This is a genomic window from Acidobacteriota bacterium (genome assembly GCA_016703965.1).
Classification (GTDB): Bacteria; Acidobacteriota; Blastocatellia; order Pyrinomonadales; family Pyrinomonadaceae; genus OLB17.
Window position 1 is genome coordinate 1,179,340 of the sequence record JADJBB010000021.1, and the last position, 16,480, is coordinate 1,195,819.

A 16,480-nucleotide genomic window follows, 5' to 3' on the forward strand; every position below is an offset into this window, starting at 1 on the left:
AAAATCTGACTTTACGGCGTCCACTCAAGAATCGAGATCATTTGCGGGGCAAGGTCTTCCAGCTTTTCGCCGTCGCCTTGTCCCACATTCTGAACAAAAATATTTAGATGTTTTTTCTTTTGCCAAAGTTCAAGGTCAAATGACGGTTCCCACATACCGACGTCTGAATTGCTCAGATCGACGATCCGCCATTTACCGGAATTAAGATCGTCGCTTATCGCTGCTGAAACGCGGCTGCCGCGTTCGGCGTCGCGAAAAATGACGATGACTCTCCGCTTGCCTTTTAGATCATCCACGACGACCTGCGGACGCGATATCGGAATTCTTTTTGTACCTCCGCCGCTGAGCGAGAACGGCGTCGTGCGGTTTGAGACCTGTGACGACATCCACTTTTTACCGTCGAAATAGACGAGGCGATATTGCGGAATTGCCGAATCAGCCGACCGCCAATAGGTCGCGATGTATGGATTTCCATCGGCATCGACGGCCATCGAGGTCTGGTTTATAAGCTCGCTCTTTTGCGGAATTTGCCAGACGTACTCGGCGGTTGAGGCCGTTATCGGGATCTGATATTTTTCGCCAGAGGACTTTGTCCATGTCTTTCCGCCGTCGCCTGACCGTGCATAACAGAGGTCGTGATTGGTGGCGACATCCGGCGACTCGCGCCAGGCCCAAGACATGTGGATCGTGCCTCTTGTATCGACGGCTATCTGCGGATACGCATTCCGTTTTCGCTCACCGTCAACCAGATCGTCCTGGATCCGGCTCCATCTTCCTGATCTGAGATCGTACCGGTCTAGTACGAGATCGCCGTTACCTGATGCACCGTCGCGGTAAAAGAAAAGCAGATCGCCGTTTGGCATCGAGTAGAACTCGGGATACGTAGCCTTTTCTTCGGTCCGGCCAACCATCGCGGTCTTATCGCCCATTTCGAGCGAGCCTGACTCTACACTGCGAGCGTAATTTAACTGCGTGTTGTGATTGCCCCAGGCGAGATGCAGAAAGCCTTTACCGTCGACCGCGATACTGATCGAATTGTGGGCGTCGGCCGTATTTGCCGTGAATTTCGTCGTACGCAGCTGCCATTTCATTGAGCCATGGCGGCGTTTTGCGAGTACGATCTGGGATGATCCGTTGTAAAAGGCGACGTACTGCTGATCCTTAAAACTCGTCACCGAATTCTTGCGAAAAATGACCGCGTTAACCTGATTTTTTGCCCATCCTTCCGCAACGGGAACCAAGCGGATCTGCGCGGAAATACCGCTCGCGAGCAGAAGCGTAAAGGCGGCAATTCTAAGTTTTGACGAACAAAATATCATTTCCTGCTTCGCATGAACCGCGTTTCCTTTGGGCCAAAGTATGAAAGAGGCGGTTCGGTATCGAATATCACTATTTTGTCCAAAACGACGCCCGCATCAACCGCGAAGATCCGCAATTTATGCTCACCCGCGGGGATCGTGATACGAGCCCTCCCACGAGTCGTTTGATCTAGAATGTTTTGGGTCCATTTACGTGATGAAACCTCGGTTTCCTTATCAATGACTACGATCTGAGGCTCTCCGCCGTCGATCGAGAGGGCAAGTCGAAGGCCGTTTCCGGTCGTGAGCGGCTGCGTTGGGATCAAGTAAAATTCGACGGAGTACTCACCGCCACCGACCGCGATGTCGTATTCGAGTGATGGCGAATCGCGTCGTAGTTCGGAAAACGTATGACCTGAATTTGGGAAAATAGATACGGAATCGCCGGTTTTCCCGAGACCGTTGATGATCCGCCAGCTAAAACCTTTTCTATCAGTTTTACTTTGAAAATTCTCAGCCTCGATCGAGACGGAGCCCTGGAACTCGCCGAAAAAAGCACTGGCGTTCGAAGAGTTGATTGGTATCGCGCCAGGGCCTTCGACTGGAATTGGCTTGCCTGCTCCGCCCGCGGGAAAATCAGCGAGCGAAACCTTCGGCGGCGTGCTTCGCATGCTTGGCCATTGGCCTTTACCCATTTCAGGTGAAACCATATGCCGCCACTTTCCACCGAGGAGGGTTTCATTAAAATATTTTGTTTCGCGAGTGATCTCAGCATCGGCATCGATCGAGCGTTTTGCGAGATGATGTGCGGTCGCGGGCCACTTTTCTTTGTAGGAAGCGGCAAGCTCTGCGGCGAAGAACCGCTCGTTTGCGAGGGCTGCGGAGTGAATCGGATACAGGGCCAATTCGAAAAACGCGTCTTTTTTCGCATCCGGCAAACGTTTCGAGATAGACTCGGCCTTCGTTCTCAGATCGGCGTATGCGTCGAGGCGTTCGAGAGCCTCTTCCTCGGTCAGGTCACTTTTCTTTGGTGTTTCGGTTGGGAGAAACCACTGCAAATGTTCAGGTTTACGTTGAGATCCGAGCTGATAATATCGCTCCATCAGAGCCGCGATCTCGCTTGCATCCTTCGCACCAAATTCGCGCGTTGCCCATTCGCCCAGATAAAGATGTTGGTTGTCTACGTTCCAACGCTTGGCATCATACGCCATTTGCAGGAAGAATTCCATGCCGATCTCGCCTGGCTTGATGTCGCCGACATTGACGATCCAGAGGTCTCGCATACCGTTCTCATAGGCTTTCGACATTTCCTGCCATATTTGGGCCGGGGGCGTGGTGTTTAGCCAGAGGTACGAGAGCGGGCGGCCAAGATAAGAGATGTGATAGTAGACGCCGAAACCGCCTTTTCGTTTGCGTTCCGCAGCGTTTGGGAATTGGCGGATGTAGCCGAAATTGTCGTCCGGGAAGACGATGGTCACGTCATCGGGAACTTTCAATCCGGCGCGGTAATCGGCAAGAACCTCTTTATACGGGCAGAATATTTGCGGGATCGTTTCCGCCGGTTTTCCCGTGTGCTTTGCCATCAGGCCGCGTTGGACGCCGAATATCGTTTCAAGCAGCGGGATGCGTTCGGCCTGCGATCTTGTGCCGATCAAAGGGCTGTCGTGGATACCGCGCATTCCGATCGTGTAGATATTTTCAAACTTGCCGTTCTCGCGAACACGTTCTTCCCAATACGCCGTCACGCCTTGCGGATTCGAAACAAAATTGAAATCGTTCTTGTCTGCCTTCCACTCGGTCGTGTTGCTCCGCAGCATCGGTTCGGCATGTGACGAACCCATAACGATCGCGTAATCGTCAGCGACCTTCGGATTTTCACGGAAACTATTAAATGCCCGCGTCACCTCGTGCATCGCGGGCCAGAGCGTGTTTGCTTTCAGTCTTAACAAAAGTTCGAAGATCTTCGTGTAGGTTTTCGGCCCGATATCCCCGCTTTCCGGCTCAAAGGTCTTCGCCGCCCACGGCTGCAGGCCCCAATCTTCGTCGTTGAGAAAGATGCCGCGATATTTTACCGAAGGCTCGCTGCCGATCTTTTTGCCAGGGGAGATAATGAGATTATCTTTATGTTCCGGCGTCGCGTCCGCCCACCAATACCACGGCGAAACGCCGATCATCTGTGACATTTCGTAAACGCCGAACGCCGTTCCGCGTCGGTCGCTACCGATGATAAATAGGGCGTTTTCAATGTTTGGGCTCGGATTCCTGACCGTCGCGATGATGAAGCTCTCCCACTTTCCGCGAATCTGCGAGACGTCGATCTTGCCTTGTTTAGCCAGACCGTCGATCAGTAGGTTTTTCCCGAGAGTTCCTATGATGACCGCATTCGCTGTCTTTTGAGTTGAAAAGCTTGGTTTTTTGCCAGTGACGCGTTCGATATCGGCAGCGAAATCATCGGCGGCGATCTGGACGACCCTGAAATCCTCGGGAGCGACGATAATGTTTGCGGCTACCCCATTATGAACGAGTTTGAGATCTCCTTTTTTATATTCGGATTTTATCGCTAGATTTTGGGAAGAGACGGAGATCGCCGCGAGCACAATTGTCAGAACCACCTGCGTTAGCGGGTGGTTGAGGGACATTATTGTGGTGAGTCTTTGTTCCATTCGGCTTTCGCTGGCCCGCGTGACCGGCCGCTAACGCAGGCGGTTCTGACTTGGATTGCCTTCGTCGATGTCGGGCGAGGCAGATCTTAACCGTGTGTATTGCGTGTCGATGTTGTCATCCGGCAGTTTTGGGCCGGTGTATATGACGGCGAGTTCGGCGATCGCTGAAATTTTGTCCGAGCCGAAGCCCGAGAGCGATGTAAATTTGATGAACTTAGCCGTAACGTTTTGTCCGAGATCTATGCGTTGCGGGTTAAATGTTGAAACGAGCGAGTCGCGTTTTACGTCGCGCCAGTTTGTGCCATCATCGCTGATCTGGATCAGGTATTCACGAACATCGCCCTCATGCTCACGTCCATTCTGACGCGGCATGACAACTAAGCCGGAGAATTGGATCGGGCGTAGAAATCGGATCTGTAAACTCTGATCCTGTCGTGCCGCACCGCGCGGATCGCCAGCCAGCCAGAATGTGTTCGGGTCACCATCGATCACGGACGAAGCTGGATTCGGGCCGGACGCGACATCGGCGGTGGACGCTGCGAGCCTCTTCATGATCCTGGTATCGAAGAAAACCTCGCGGAAATTCGCCGCCGTGACCGCAACTTTGGGATCGAATTTCGCTGTCGCCATGTAATCGAGCAGCGACCGCCGAAGTTGCCTTGCCGCAATTCGCTGGGACAGGGAATTTTCGAGATCGGGTGTGGCGACCAGCAGTTTGCCGCTGCCGACCTTTGCTTCGAAGACAAGGCCGAGTTTGTAATTACGGTTCCAGTCGTCGATCGGCTGGACGATCGGCTGCAGCTCTTTGGGCAGCTTGTCGAGGTTCATTGCTCGAGAGCCGTTCACGATTCCCGACCATTGCCAGTCGAAATACGATTCCGTCGGAAACCCGGCGAGAGCAGGGTGAGCCTTGTCGATCCAAAGGCCGAGCATTCGTCCCCACGCCGGATTCATCAAACGATTCCAGAAAACGGGAACCCAATCGAGCGGCGGGCTGGTCCAGTCTAGATCTGCCTTTCGCGGCATGTAGAGAACCTTGCCGCCTTTTTCGAGACTCGCTTCGGCCTCGGCCCAGTCGTGTGTTATGAGGATCCCGCTGACAGCGGTGTTCGAACGCTTTGCCGGATAGACCCACAGATCCCAATCGTTCTCAATGGTAGTGCCCTTGAGGCCAACGGTAACTTTGAGGTTTTTCGGTTCCGTTATCTTTGACGGGTCAAAGTTGATCTTGCCGAGCGGAATATTCTTGCCGATCGGGATCGCGAGCGACGGCAGATCGCCGGTTGCGATGACCTTTCCCATCGAATCGGTTATACGCCAATACGGAGACGCTTTTGCTATTGGAGCCTTGCCAAAATGGGCTATCTCGACATCTGCGGTTATCGTCTCGTCATTCGTATAGACGCGTTTTGCGAATCGGGCGAGCGGAACGGTCTCGTTGTTGAACCGTCGAAATTCTTTAGCCGTTGCATAGCCTTTTTCTTCCCAGAAAGCATCGAGAATTCCGACGAGTGCCGTGCCCTGGCCAAGGTAATCGTGGAGGTCAAGCAATTGATAACCGTCCATTCCCGGCGTTCGCAGGTTGGCCTCGATCTCTTCTTTGTAGCATTCGAGCTGATAGCGGCCCGAGGCGTAGGCGAAGTCATTATTTTTTGCGAGCAGGCCTTTGGCGGCGAGGGAATCGCGGAATATTTCGTAATTCCCGGGCCGCATGTAGCCGGTGAATTTTTTGATTATGCTGTAATCGGGATACGCGACCCACTGGCCGAGTTCGTGCGAGACGACGGGGACGTTGATGTCTTCGAGCGAGGCTCCGTAGTCTTTGCCGAACCACGCGGTGTTTCCACGCAGCATTTTCTGGCCGATACGCTGCATGGCGAGATAGTCAGTTCCCTCGGCGAGGCCGGGAACTGACGGTTCGGTGTGGCCGGTGCCGTTCGTGTAAATGCGACGCGGGTCGGCGAGGCGATAATGGGTGATCCATTTGTCGAAAGCCTCTTTCCAACGGCCTTTTGGCTCGTTGCCGGGCGAAAATAGGAGGAACGACGGATGATTGCCGTAGGCTTTGATCATCGCTTCGGTTTCTTCGTAGAGCATCTTCTCCATCGGCGTTCCGGGCGAAACCTCGTTCCACATGCCAGGCTCGGGCTGGAGATAGATGCCGAGTTCGTCCGCCGCCTGAAACGCTGCCTCGGGTGGACAGAACGAGTGGAACCGAACGTGGTTGATGCCCCAATCTTTGTTGATCTGAAAGATCTTTCGCCAATATGCGACATCGGTCGGTGGATAACCTGTCAACGGAAAATCACCGCCGTGATGCGTTCCGCGAAGATAGATGCGGCGGCCGTTGAGTTGGAATTCTTTGCCGACGGCTTTGATTGTTCGAACGCCATAAGAGATCTCACGACTTTCGTCAGCATCTTCACCTTTTAGCGTCAACAAAAGCTTATGAAGTTTGGGATTGAATTCGTCCCACCGCTGAGTTTTCGGGATGGTGATATGCAGATCAATCTCAGAACCATCAGGGCTCCATACGACAAACTGTGAACGACCATTCAAGGAAAGATACCCGGTGCCAGGCTTTCCGGTAGAGTTCTTGATCTTTACTTTGACTTTTATGTTTGAAAACGGCGAATCTGCATCATCGTAGAGCCCTGGGTTTCGATAAACCTCATAAATTTGCACATCTTCTATCCATACCTTTTTCGTCGCCCGCAGTTCCATCTTCCCGACGATCCCGTTCCAACTCATCCCGAGCGAATCGGAAACCGAATGAGCGTCGGGCCGATACGGCATGATCATCGTGGTGTCGACGCGGACGGTCAGGCGGTGTTTGCCAGGTTCGAGCTTGCCGAGATCGAATTCATGCGGGGCGACCAAACTTCGGGCGGAGCCGATCTTTTTGCCGTCGATCCAGACGGTTGATTCCCAGCGCGGCGCTCGAGATACAGAACGATTCGCTTTCCTCGCCAATCCGCAGGGATCTCGATGTCGCGTTGATACCAGGCGGGGCCGATGTAGTGTCGGGGCGGCTGCGAGAGAAATGGAACCTTTACGTTCCCGGGTTTTGTATACGCCTTGTAATCTTCTCGTTCGAACCAATTGCGGTCGTAGAGCGAAAGTACCCAGGGCGTTTTGGTGCTGATCTCATCGCCGTAGCCCTGGGACTGGAGAATGCCGGGAAGCTTGATCTTTTCCCGCAAAGATTGGTCGTACCAATTTTGCGTGACCCCGGCATTTGTCGGATCAAGTGCAAACCGCCATTCGCCAGAAAGGTCGATCTGGGCTGAGCTCGATTGAGCCGCAAGTAAAACGATCGTGATGATGAATGATCTGAGCGACATGCCGGTAAACCTCATAGATACAGTCATTTAGACAGACAAGATTCTTCTTTGCATCCTTGGCGGCCTTTGCGTCTTTGCGTTAAAAGGGCCTTTTCTCACGCAAAGACGCAAAGGCCGCCAAGAAAGATTTTGAGAAAACCGCTTGTAATTGCGGACGAAATGTTATAGAAAAGTTCTACAAATTACCGTTTTGTAATCCTTGAACATAACCTGATCCTCTTGGCGTTGGCTGATTAGAGGCAATATAACAGCAACCGGATCAAAAAGCTAGTTAAGCGGTTTACTACTTCGACGTGGGCGGGAAAAAACTATGAGTATCGGAAGACGAGATTTCTTAAATCGGTCGCTGTTGACCGGAGCCGCGGCGGTTATCGCACCACGAGCGATGTATGCTCAGGCAGCTGATTCGAGGGTCGAGATCCTGATAAATGAGCCGATCGGAACTATCAACCCCAATCTTTACAGCCATTTCGTCGAGCACCTTGGGGCCGTTGTGTACGACGGCATCTGGGTCGGCGAAAAATCGAAGATCCCGAATATCGGCGGCATCAGAAAGGATCTGGTCGATCATCTCGCCAAGCTAAAACCAGGTGTGATCCGCTATCCGGGCGGGTGTTTTGCGGACCAATATGATTGGCGTGACGGTATCGGGCCGCGTGAAAAGCGTCCGTCGCGGGTCAATTTCTGGGCGGACACGACCTACAAAGCGCCGAAAGCGTATCAGGATGTGAAAGACGGCCCGCAGAAATATGAGCCGAATTGGTTCGGCACCGACGAATTTATTAAGTTTTGCCAGTTGGTGGGGGCGAAACCATACCTTGCGGCAAACCTTCGAAGCCTCGGCGTTTCCGAATTCATGCAATGGCTCGAATACTGTAACGCACCGGCCGGCGTGACGACGCTCTCGAGTCAGCGGGCGGCGAATGCGAGCAAGGATCCGTACAATGTGCAGCTTTGGGGCGTCGGAAATGAATCGTGGGGCTGCGGCGGTGATTTTACGCCGGAGGAGTATGCGACCGAGTTTCGCAGATTCACTGCGTGGCTGCCCACGTATGGCGTGAAGCTTCAACTCGTCGGTTCGGGCCCGAATGGCGGCGACCTCGGCTGGACGCGAAAATTCTTTACGAAACTCACCGAAAAAGGTAACGGTATGCTCAATCGTATGTACGGCTGGGCGTTGCATTATTATTCAGGGACGACCGGCAAAGGCGATGCACGGGTTTACGATGAGAACGAATGGTACGACCTGATCGCCCGTTCTGACCGAATGGACGGCCTCGTTCGTGAGCATTGGCAGGTAATGGGCGAGATCGACCGTGACCATCGCGTTAAGCTAATAGTTGACGAATGGGGAGCCTGGCACAATCAGGACGCCGATATGCCGCCGGCGTATCTCTATGCCTATGCCGGCACGCTTCGCGACGCGCTCATCTCGGGCCTCAATCTCGATACTTTCCAGCGACACGCTGATAAGGTCGTGATGTCAAATCCGGCACAACTTGTGAATACGATCCATTCGCTGTTTCACACGTACGAAGACAAATTCCTCTGCACGCCGAACTATCATGTATTCGAAATGTACATGCCGCACGCCGGTGCGACAGCGGTTCGAACGCAGTTCACGTCTCCTGAAGTGGCGTTCTCGCGATTTGACGCCGCGAAGAAAGAAATCCCGACGAAATTCTGGGGGCTCAACGGTTCGGCTTCGGTCAACGGAAAAACGGTAACGCTGACGGCCGTTAACCCCGATGCGAAAAACGGCCGCGAAACCGAGATCAACATCGGCGGGGCAAAGATCGTGGCAGCGACCGCCCGCGTTCTGTCATCAAACGACATTCACGCCCGTAACAGTTTCGAAAGCCCGAACGCTCTGGTTCCAAGGAATGAGAATGTGACGGTCGGGGCTGGTGGACGCCTTGTTTACAAGTTTGCACCGGCGTCGGTGACGAGGTTGACGTTGACGATCGCGTAGTTAAATGAAACCCCTGGGATTTTGGGGGCCCCCCCCCGGGGGGGCAAGGGGGGGGGCCCGGGCCCCGTTTTGGCGGGGCCCCCCCCCACCCGGGGCCCGGGAGGGGGGGGGGGGCGGCGGCGGCCAGAAGTGTTTCCGCGGCCGCGGCGAAAAAAGGGCGGGCCCGGCTTTTTTTTTTTGAGAGCGCCCCCTAAAAACACCGGAAAAAAGAAAAGGGGGGGGCGGGGGGGGAGGGTTTTTTTTTCCCCGGGGGGGGGGGGGGAGTCCAGCCCCCCCGCCGGGGGGCGCGTCCCGCCGGGTGGTGGGGGGGGGGGGGGGGAGAAGAAGAAAGGTTCCGCCCCCCCCCCCCCTCCCCCGGGGGGGGGGGTTGGGGGGGAGAGTGACGCCCCCCCCGCCCGCCCCCCGAGAATACAAATTTAGCCCCCCGGGCGTTGGGGCTTTGGGGGGGGGGGGGAGGCGGAAAGGGGGGAGGGGGGGGGGGGGGGGGGGGAGGGGGGCGGGGGGGGGAGAGAAGGAAGGATAAAGAAATAGACATTAAAAATTAATGAGAAAACTAATAACCCTCGCTATTTGCTTCTTAGTGGGCATTCAATCCATAGTCGCTCAAACAGATGCGACTACGCCTCTTCATTTGTTGAAGCCGGACTATCCTATTCCATATGGCATTCCGAAAAATGAGGACGTTTCGGCTGTTTTGTCACGCGTATATACCTATTTGAACGGCGTCACGCCGCCTGCTTTTGCAAACGAAAAGACCGGCGAAATATTTACCGACGCGGCGAAGATCGATGCAAATACGATCTTGCAGAAAGGCGATTTCAGGATCGTTTCGTATGAATGGGGTGTAACCTATGCCGGAATGCTGCTTGCGAGCGAGGCGACGGGCGATCCGAGGTATAAGGATTACGTTGAGAAGCGGCTGAAATTCATCGGCGATGCGGCGGCTCAATTCAGAAAACCGGCGGATCATTATGAGGAATGGGAAGGCCGAATGCCGCTTCGAAATCTGATCAATCCGCGTACGCTCGATGACACCGGAGCGATGTCCGCGGCGATGATCAAAGCGATCCGCGGCGGCAGTACGGCGAACGTCCGTCCGGTCGTGGACAACGGCATCAAGCACATTATGACCGGCCAGCACCGCCTCGCGGACGGAACGTTGGCGCGTATGCGGCCGCAGCCGAACACGTTGTGGCTCGACGATATGTTCATGGGCGTTCCGGCGATCGCGCAGATGGGCAAACTGACCGGCGAGACGAAGTACTATGACGAAGCGTGCAAGCAGGTACTGCTCTTCGCTAAAAAGATGTTCAACAAGGAAAAGGGCGTTTATATGCACGGTTGGGTCGAGTCGATGGGCGAGCATCCAGAGTTTCGCTGGGCACGGGCGAACGGCTGGGCGTTCATGACCGAGGTCGAACTGCTCGAAGTTCTTCCGGAAGACCACCCGCAGCGTCCGCAGATCCTTCAGCTCTTGAAGGATCACGCAAAAGGCCTCGTTTCTTATCAATCGGGCAGCGGATTCTGGCATCAGCTTCTCGATCGCTCTGATTCATATCTCGAAACTTCGGCGACGGCAATTTATGCATATTCGCTTGCGCGTGCCGTGAATCGAGGCTGGATCGATGCAAAGGCTTATGCTCCGGCAACGCTTTTGGCCTGGAATGCGGTTTCGACCAAGGTAAACGCTCAGGGCCAGGTCGAGGGAACCTGCGTGGGAACCGGAATGGCATTCGACCCTGCATTTTACTATCACCGGCCGATCAGCAAGTTTGCCGCACACGGTTACGGACCGGTCTTATTGGCCGGGGCCGAGGTGTTGATGCTGTTAAAGAATAAGAAATTCGAGATCAACGATAGTTCGGTACAGCTGCTCGGGCAATAGATCGTCTATGATTCGCAAGGCATTTCTAATGAGTGTTGACCCCGACTCGCACGACGAATACGAGCGGCGCCATCGGCCTATTTGGCAGGAGCTTGAGGTTGTGCTGAGAGATCATGGCGTTCACAACTATTCGATCTTCCTCGATGCGGAAACAAGCCAGCTTTTTGGCTATGCCGAGATCGAATCGGAAGAGTTGTGGAACACGATCGCTGATACGGATGAATGTCACCGCTGGTGGGCATTCATGAAGGGCATCATGCCCTCGAACGCGGATAACAGCCCGATCTCGAGAGACTTGAAAGAAGTTTTCCATCTCGATTAACGATGAAAATTCCTGCCGCAGCGACCGTTGTTTGTTTACTGCTGATCGCAGCCTCAATACGTGCTCAAAGCGTACGGCTGATCCCGCGCGAGCTGGAAACTCGTATTGATGTCGAGGTTGGCGGCAAGCTTTTTACGTCATATCGCTGGGATGAAAAGATCCGACGGCCCGTTTTGTTTCCGCTAATGTCTGTCGGCGGCGGCTATATCACTCGCGGTTTTCCCGTCGAGACGCGTGACGGAGAGACGATCGGGCATCCGCATCAGGTTGGGGTTTCCTTCAGCTACGGTAACGTGAACGGGATCGACTTCTGGAATAATTCGCCATTTCGTACCGAAAAAGAACTCGAACATATGGGCCGGATCGTCCAGAAAAAGATCCTTGAGATGAAAAGCGGCATCGGGAGCGGCGAACTGACCACCACATCGGCATGGATCCATCCGAACGGTACAACCCTGCTGCTTGAGACGACGAAATATACATTTCATGCAAAAGGAAACCAGCGGTGGATCGATCGCGAAACGGTTTTGACTGCCAACGACCAAGACGTCGTTTTCGGAGATAGTAAGGAAGGCGTCTTCGCGATCCATCTGGCAACTGAACTAGAACAAGCAGGTCAACTTCCGGTCAAGGTCACGTCCGCCGGTGGTGTGATCTCGGATGAAACAAACAGCACACGGTTTACTGGGAAGTATTTCAACAGCGAAGGCGTAACGGGCGATAAGATTTGGGGGACAACGGGCAAATGGGCGGCAGTGACGGGAAAGGTTGGAATGGAAGACGTTACGGTCGCGGTTTTGACTCGCCGAAGAATCACAATTTCCCCTCGTATATGATGGTTCGAGGCTATGGCCTGCTGGCGGTTAACCCATTTGGGCAGAAACAGTTTGAGCCAAACAAGGAAGAGCGGCGATTTACACTCGCGGCAAAGCGGTCGATCACATTTTGGCATCGGCTGGTGATATTGCCGCAAAAGGCCTCGAAGGAAGCGGTGGAGAAGGAATTTCAGGCATTTATCAAATAAATATCGGAGTCGCGAGATGAGATCAGTACTTTGTGCGGCGATGGCCGCGTTGTTTTTCGTTCAATTTACACATGCCCAGCAGCCGTCAGAGATATCGGTTTCGCTGAAAACGCCTGACGGCAAATACGTCGGGCAAGTTGCGGGCGGAGGTCTCGATGTTTCTTCTGCAGCCGTTACAGCCAAGCAGACATTCGGATTGATCGACCTCAATGGCGGTAAGATCGCGGACGGCGATAAGGTTAAGCTCCGTATGGACGCTTCGCAATGGCACGAGGACAAAGAAAAGTCGGTTATCCACCGAGTACCGATCAAAGGCGCGAAGGAAGAGGAATGTCAGTTCAAACTGCACATTAAGGACAAGTTGATCTATTTCGAAACGCCGACCGGGAAATTCGTAAAGGTTGAGAATAATGCAGTTGTCGCAGTGGCGGAAGTGAAAAGTGCGACAATGTTCGACATTCAAACTGTGGCTCCCGCGGTCGAAGCGACTGGATATCCTGTCGCACTCGCGTTTGCCGGCGGCAACCACATTGGAATGGTCCCTAACGGCGGGCTTGATGCAGTCGCAAAAGAGATCACCGCAAACCAGATATTCCAGTTGGTCGACATCAATGGCGGAAATCTCGCAAGCGGCGATATGGTGAAGTTAGTTTTCGGCCAGTCACAGGTTAGGGAGGACAAAGAAGCTAACAAGATCCACCGGGTTCCGATCAAAGGGGCGAAGGAAGATGAATGCGTGTTCAAACTCATTCTCGTTGGTAACAAGATCAGACTTCAGGCTCCATCGGGCAAATTTGTTGTCGTGGCCGCTGATGGAAAATCTCTGACGACGACTGATAAAAAAGACGACACGAGCCTTTTAACGGCGATCCCGAACCCGACACCGGTTGTAAAATTATAATATGTTTAGAAATCGAATCCTTTTCTTACTGATCCTGGTCGTTCTTCTTGCGGGAATCGCCGTGCCGCAAACCGTCTCCGAACTTCGCAAAGGTTTTGAAACGCCGCCCGCTGATGCTCGGATCATGATGCGTTGGTGGTGGTTTGGCCCAGCCGTTACCAAGGCTGAACTCGAACGTGAGCTTCGGGTCATGAAAGACGGCGGGATCGGCGGCGTTGAGGTGCAGCCAGTTTATCCGCTTTTGCCGGACGATCCGAAGACAGGATTCAAGAATCTGCCATATCTTTCTGACGAATTTCTGGAAATGCTCCGGTTTGCATCGCTGAAAGCCAAAGAACTAGGAATGCGCTTCGACTTGACGCTCGGGAGTGGGTGGTCGTTTGGCGGAGCAAAAACACCGATCACTGAGGCCGCCGGGCAACTGCGCGTCGAACGCATCAAAGTCGAAGCCGGAGCAAAACGAATACCCGTTCCATCGACCATTCCCGCCGAGAAACTTATGGCGGTCTTCCTGTCGGCCAAGGGCGGGAACACGGTTGTCGAAGGAGATCTGAAGGAACTGACCGACCTGCGGGAAGGGAACGTATTTCTACCGTCGCCCGGCGTAGCTGGATCAGAGATCCTGTTTTTTATTTCCGGCAAGAGCGGTATGCAGGTCAAAAGGCCATCCTTCGGTGCTGAAGGCTACGTCCTAAATCATCTCGATAAGCCGTCTGTCGACAACTACTTAAAGGAAACCGGTGATCGCCTTTTCACTGCTTTTAATAAAAGCGATGTCCCTTATTCGGTATTTTGCGACAGCCTCGAGGTTTACAACCAGGATTGGACGGACGATTTCCTCGCCGAATTTGAAAAGCGCCGCGGCTATGACCTAAAGCCACATCTTCCCGCCCTCGTTGCCGAAACCGGTCCGAAAACTGCTGAAATCAGATACGATTGGGGCCGCACGATAACTGAGCTGTTCAATGACCGGTTCATGATCCCGATGCAGGCTTGGTCGAAGGCGAACGGAACGAAGTTTCGAATTCAAGGCTACGGCCTGCCGCCGGCGGCGATCTCGAGCAATCAGTGGGCCGATATCTCCGACGGTGAAGGTGCTCAATGGAAGGTCGTGCGAGCTGCTCGGTGGGCCTCGTCGGCGAACCATATTTACGGCCGCAACGTGACCTCGTCGGAAACGTGGACGTGGCTCAATTCGCCGGTGTTTCGAGCAACGCCGCTGGACCTTAAAGCCGAAGCAGATATTCATTTTCTGCAGGGGATCAACCAGTTGATAGGCCACGGCTGGGGATATACGCCGCCTGGCGTAGAGTATCCGGGATGGCGATTTTATGCCGCCGGCGCGTATTCTGAGCAAAATCCATGGTGGATCGTGATGCCGGATCTTGCCACCTATCTACAGCGAATGAGCTACGTAATGCGGCAGGGAACCCCGCAAAACGACATCGCCCTTTATCTGCCAAATGCCGATGCTTACGCTCATTTTACAGCGGGCAAAGTTCACTTGATAGACGTCGAACGCGAGATGGTCGGGGAAAAGGTTATGCCGGCGATCTTTGAGGCGGGGTACAATCTCGACTTTTTCGATGATGAAATGCTAAGAACTGTCGGCAAGTCCGAAAAAGGAGATCTCATTCTTGGATCGAGCAAACACCGCGTCGTCGTGCTTCCTGGTATCGAGCGAATGCCGCTCGAATCGCTGCGAAAGCTTGATGCATTTGTCACAGGCGGCGGCAAACTGGTCGCGACACGCCGTCTGCCTGACAAGGTTCCGGGCGTTAAGGCGACAGCCGCCGAACAATCCGAGTTCAAGTCTATCGCCGAACGCCTTTTTGGCGGAAATAGCGCCTCGGTCAAGTTTGTCGAAAAGGATGAAGAGATCGGAACCGCTCTCAAGGCCCTGCTTCAGCCTGATGCCGAGATCACGCCGGCGAGCAGTGATTTTGGAACGGTACACCGCAAGGCGGGCGATTTAGATATATATTTCGTAGCGAATACATCAAATCAGAAAAAGAAAGTCCAGGTAAAATTCCGGGTCGGCGGTGGCCAGCCAGAGGTTTGGGACGCATTGAAAGGACAGGCTTACGCGGCGGATATTGTCAGCCAAACTGGGAATACAACGACAATTAACCTGGAGTTCGAACCCTATGGATCAACGGTAGTAGTTTTCTCAAAGAGCAAAGCGAACCTCGGCAAGTTGCCTGTTTTTGCGGCATCGGACGCGGAGATAGACATCAGCTCGGACTGGAATGTTTCCTACGGCGGACAACCTCCGGCAAAGATCACCTCGTTACGCTCGTGGGCTGACGATGAGGCGACACGCTATTTCTCGGGAACAGCGGCTTATGAAAAGTCGATTCAATTGCCGGCCGGCTTTTTGAAAAATGGCAATTCCGCCATTTTGGATTTTGGCGAGGGAAAAGCTATCGACGTCGTCGTCCAGCGAAACGGAATGCGGACATTTTACGATCCGCCGATCCGCGAAGCTGCCGAGATATTCGTGAATGGACAGAAGGCCGGCTCGCTTTGGTGCCCGCCGTACAAGGTCGATGTTACCCGACTAATGAAAACGGGAACAAATTCCATCAGGGTCGTGGTCGGTAACACTGCCTTAAATTACATGTCCGGCCGCAAGCTGCCCGACTATAAGCTTCTAAATCTGCGGTTTGGTGAACGGTTTCAGCCGCAGGAAATGGAAAAGATCCAACCGCTGCCTTCGGGGTTGACGGGCAGCGTAAAGCTCACCTCGGCCCGCTAGGTTATTACGGTTTAGACTCTCCTGAATTTCCGAAACTTCCGCGGATTGGTTTTACCAATCCGCTAGTTTTGAGCCGCGATCGCCAACATTCCACAGGCGAGCATCTCACCGCTCCTTCGCAATTTCGTCGTGATCGACGGCGATTTTCCCCAATTTAAGTGGATATTTTGGTATTTATTTTACTTTCCGGCAGTTTTCTATAGACACGCGAGTCAAATGGTGTTACTTTACCAATCAAATCAAGCGGGAATTAGATATCTTACCAATTTGAGATGGGCAAATGCTGTAATTTGTAGCACAGCCGGACATCTTT

Annotated in this window: 11 protein-coding genes; 7 read left to right on the forward strand and 4 right to left on the reverse strand. The window is 53.6% G+C overall.

Annotation, left to right across the window (positions count from 1 at the left end):
* Positions 1–11: 11 nt before the first annotated feature.
* Genes IPG22_12670 through IPG22_12685 form a run of 4 tightly spaced genes read right to left on the reverse strand, consistent with a single transcriptional unit; the run spans position 12 to position 7,320 of the window.
* Positions 12–1,319, reverse strand: coding sequence for a BNR repeat-containing protein (locus tag IPG22_12670; GenBank protein MBK6589139.1), 1,308 nt, complete (start codon positions 1,317–1,319; stop codon positions 12–14).
* On the reverse strand, positions 1,316–3,961 hold the full coding sequence (locus IPG22_12675; protein MBK6589140.1) for a glycosyl hydrolase 115 family protein: 2,646 nt from the start codon (positions 3,959–3,961) through the stop codon (positions 1,316–1,318). The genes IPG22_12670 and IPG22_12675 overlap by 4 nt, the downstream gene beginning before the upstream one ends.
* A gap of 30 nt (positions 3,962–3,991) precedes the next feature.
* Positions 3,992–6,841: a discoidin domain-containing protein gene (locus IPG22_12680; GenBank protein MBK6589141.1), complete on the reverse strand. Its 2,850-nt coding sequence runs from the start codon at positions 6,839–6,841 to the stop codon at positions 3,992–3,994.
* On the reverse strand, positions 6,784–7,320 hold the full coding sequence (locus tag IPG22_12685) for a hypothetical protein (protein ID MBK6589142.1): 537 nt from the start codon (positions 7,318–7,320) through the stop codon (positions 6,784–6,786). Before IPG22_12685 ends, IPG22_12680 begins: the two co-directional genes overlap by 58 nt.
* Before the next feature lie 295 nt (positions 7,321–7,615).
* On the opposite strand from IPG22_12685, the gene IPG22_12690 reads away from it, so the two are divergent.
* The 7 genes from IPG22_12690 (at position 7,616) to IPG22_12720 (ending at position 16,167) form a co-directional block, all read left to right on the forward strand.
* Positions 7,616–9,277, forward strand: a complete 1,662-nt coding sequence (locus tag IPG22_12690) for an alpha-L-arabinofuranosidase (GenBank protein ID MBK6589143.1) — start codon at positions 7,616–7,618, stop codon at positions 9,275–9,277.
* A 544-nt stretch (positions 9,278–9,821) separates the two neighbouring features.
* Positions 9,822–11,162, forward strand: coding sequence for a glycoside hydrolase family 88 protein (locus tag IPG22_12695; GenBank protein MBK6589144.1), 1,341 nt, complete (start codon positions 9,822–9,824; stop codon positions 11,160–11,162).
* A gap of 7 nt (positions 11,163–11,169) precedes the next feature.
* The gene (rhaM, locus tag IPG22_12700; GenBank protein ID MBK6589145.1) at positions 11,170–11,484 is read left to right on the forward strand and encodes an L-rhamnose mutarotase; all 315 of its coding nucleotides are present in this window, start codon (positions 11,170–11,172) and stop codon (positions 11,482–11,484) included.
* Positions 11,485–11,486: 2 nt separating this feature from the next.
* The gene (locus IPG22_12705; GenBank protein MBK6589146.1) at positions 11,487–12,320 is read left to right on the forward strand and encodes a PmoA family protein; all 834 of its coding nucleotides are present in this window, start codon (positions 11,487–11,489) and stop codon (positions 12,318–12,320) included.
* Positions 12,317–12,508, forward strand: a complete 192-nt coding sequence (locus tag IPG22_12710) for a hypothetical protein (GenBank protein MBK6589147.1) — start codon at positions 12,317–12,319, stop codon at positions 12,506–12,508. Before IPG22_12705 ends, IPG22_12710 begins: the two co-directional genes overlap by 4 nt.
* Positions 12,509–12,524: 16 nt before the next feature.
* Positions 12,525–13,409 carry a hypothetical protein gene (locus tag IPG22_12715; GenBank protein ID MBK6589148.1) on the forward strand — a complete coding sequence of 295 codons (885 nt, stop codon included), beginning with the start codon at positions 12,525–12,527 and terminating at the stop codon, positions 13,407–13,409.
* A 1-nt stretch (position 13,410) separates the two neighbouring features.
* Complete coding sequence (locus IPG22_12720; GenBank protein ID MBK6589149.1) at positions 13,411–16,167, forward strand: glycoside hydrolase; 2,757 nt, start codon at positions 13,411–13,413, stop codon at positions 16,165–16,167.
* The last annotated feature ends 313 nt before the right edge of the window (positions 16,168–16,480 follow it).

Bases quoted from the DNA above. Each gene is read 5' to 3' on its own strand.
- IPG22_12720 (MBK6589149.1), top strand. From the start codon at position 13,411: ATGTTTAGAAATCGAATCCTTTTCTTACTGATCCTGGTCGTTCTTCTT.
- IPG22_12690 (MBK6589143.1), top strand. From the start codon at position 7,616: ATGAGTATCGGAAGACGAGATTTCTTAAATCGGTCGCTGTTGACCGGA.
- IPG22_12710 (MBK6589147.1), top strand. From the start codon at position 12,317: ATGATGGTTCGAGGCTATGGCCTGCTGGCGGTTAACCCATTTGGGCAG.
- IPG22_12705 (MBK6589146.1), top strand. From the start codon at position 11,487: ATGAAAATTCCTGCCGCAGCGACCGTTGTTTGTTTACTGCTGATCGCA.
- IPG22_12670 (MBK6589139.1), bottom strand. From the start codon at position 1,319: ATGATATTTTGTTCGTCAAAACTTAGAATTGCCGCCTTTACGCTTCTG.
- IPG22_12695 (MBK6589144.1), top strand. From the start codon at position 9,822: ATGAGAAAACTAATAACCCTCGCTATTTGCTTCTTAGTGGGCATTCAA.
- IPG22_12675 (MBK6589140.1), bottom strand. From the start codon at position 3,961: ATGGAACAAAGACTCACCACAATAATGTCCCTCAACCACCCGCTAACG.
- IPG22_12715 (MBK6589148.1), top strand. From the start codon at position 12,525: ATGAGATCAGTACTTTGTGCGGCGATGGCCGCGTTGTTTTTCGTTCAA.
- rhaM (MBK6589145.1), top strand. From the start codon at position 11,170: ATGATTCGCAAGGCATTTCTAATGAGTGTTGACCCCGACTCGCACGAC.
- IPG22_12685 (MBK6589142.1), bottom strand. From the start codon at position 7,320: ATGAGGTTTACCGGCATGTCGCTCAGATCATTCATCATCACGATCGTT.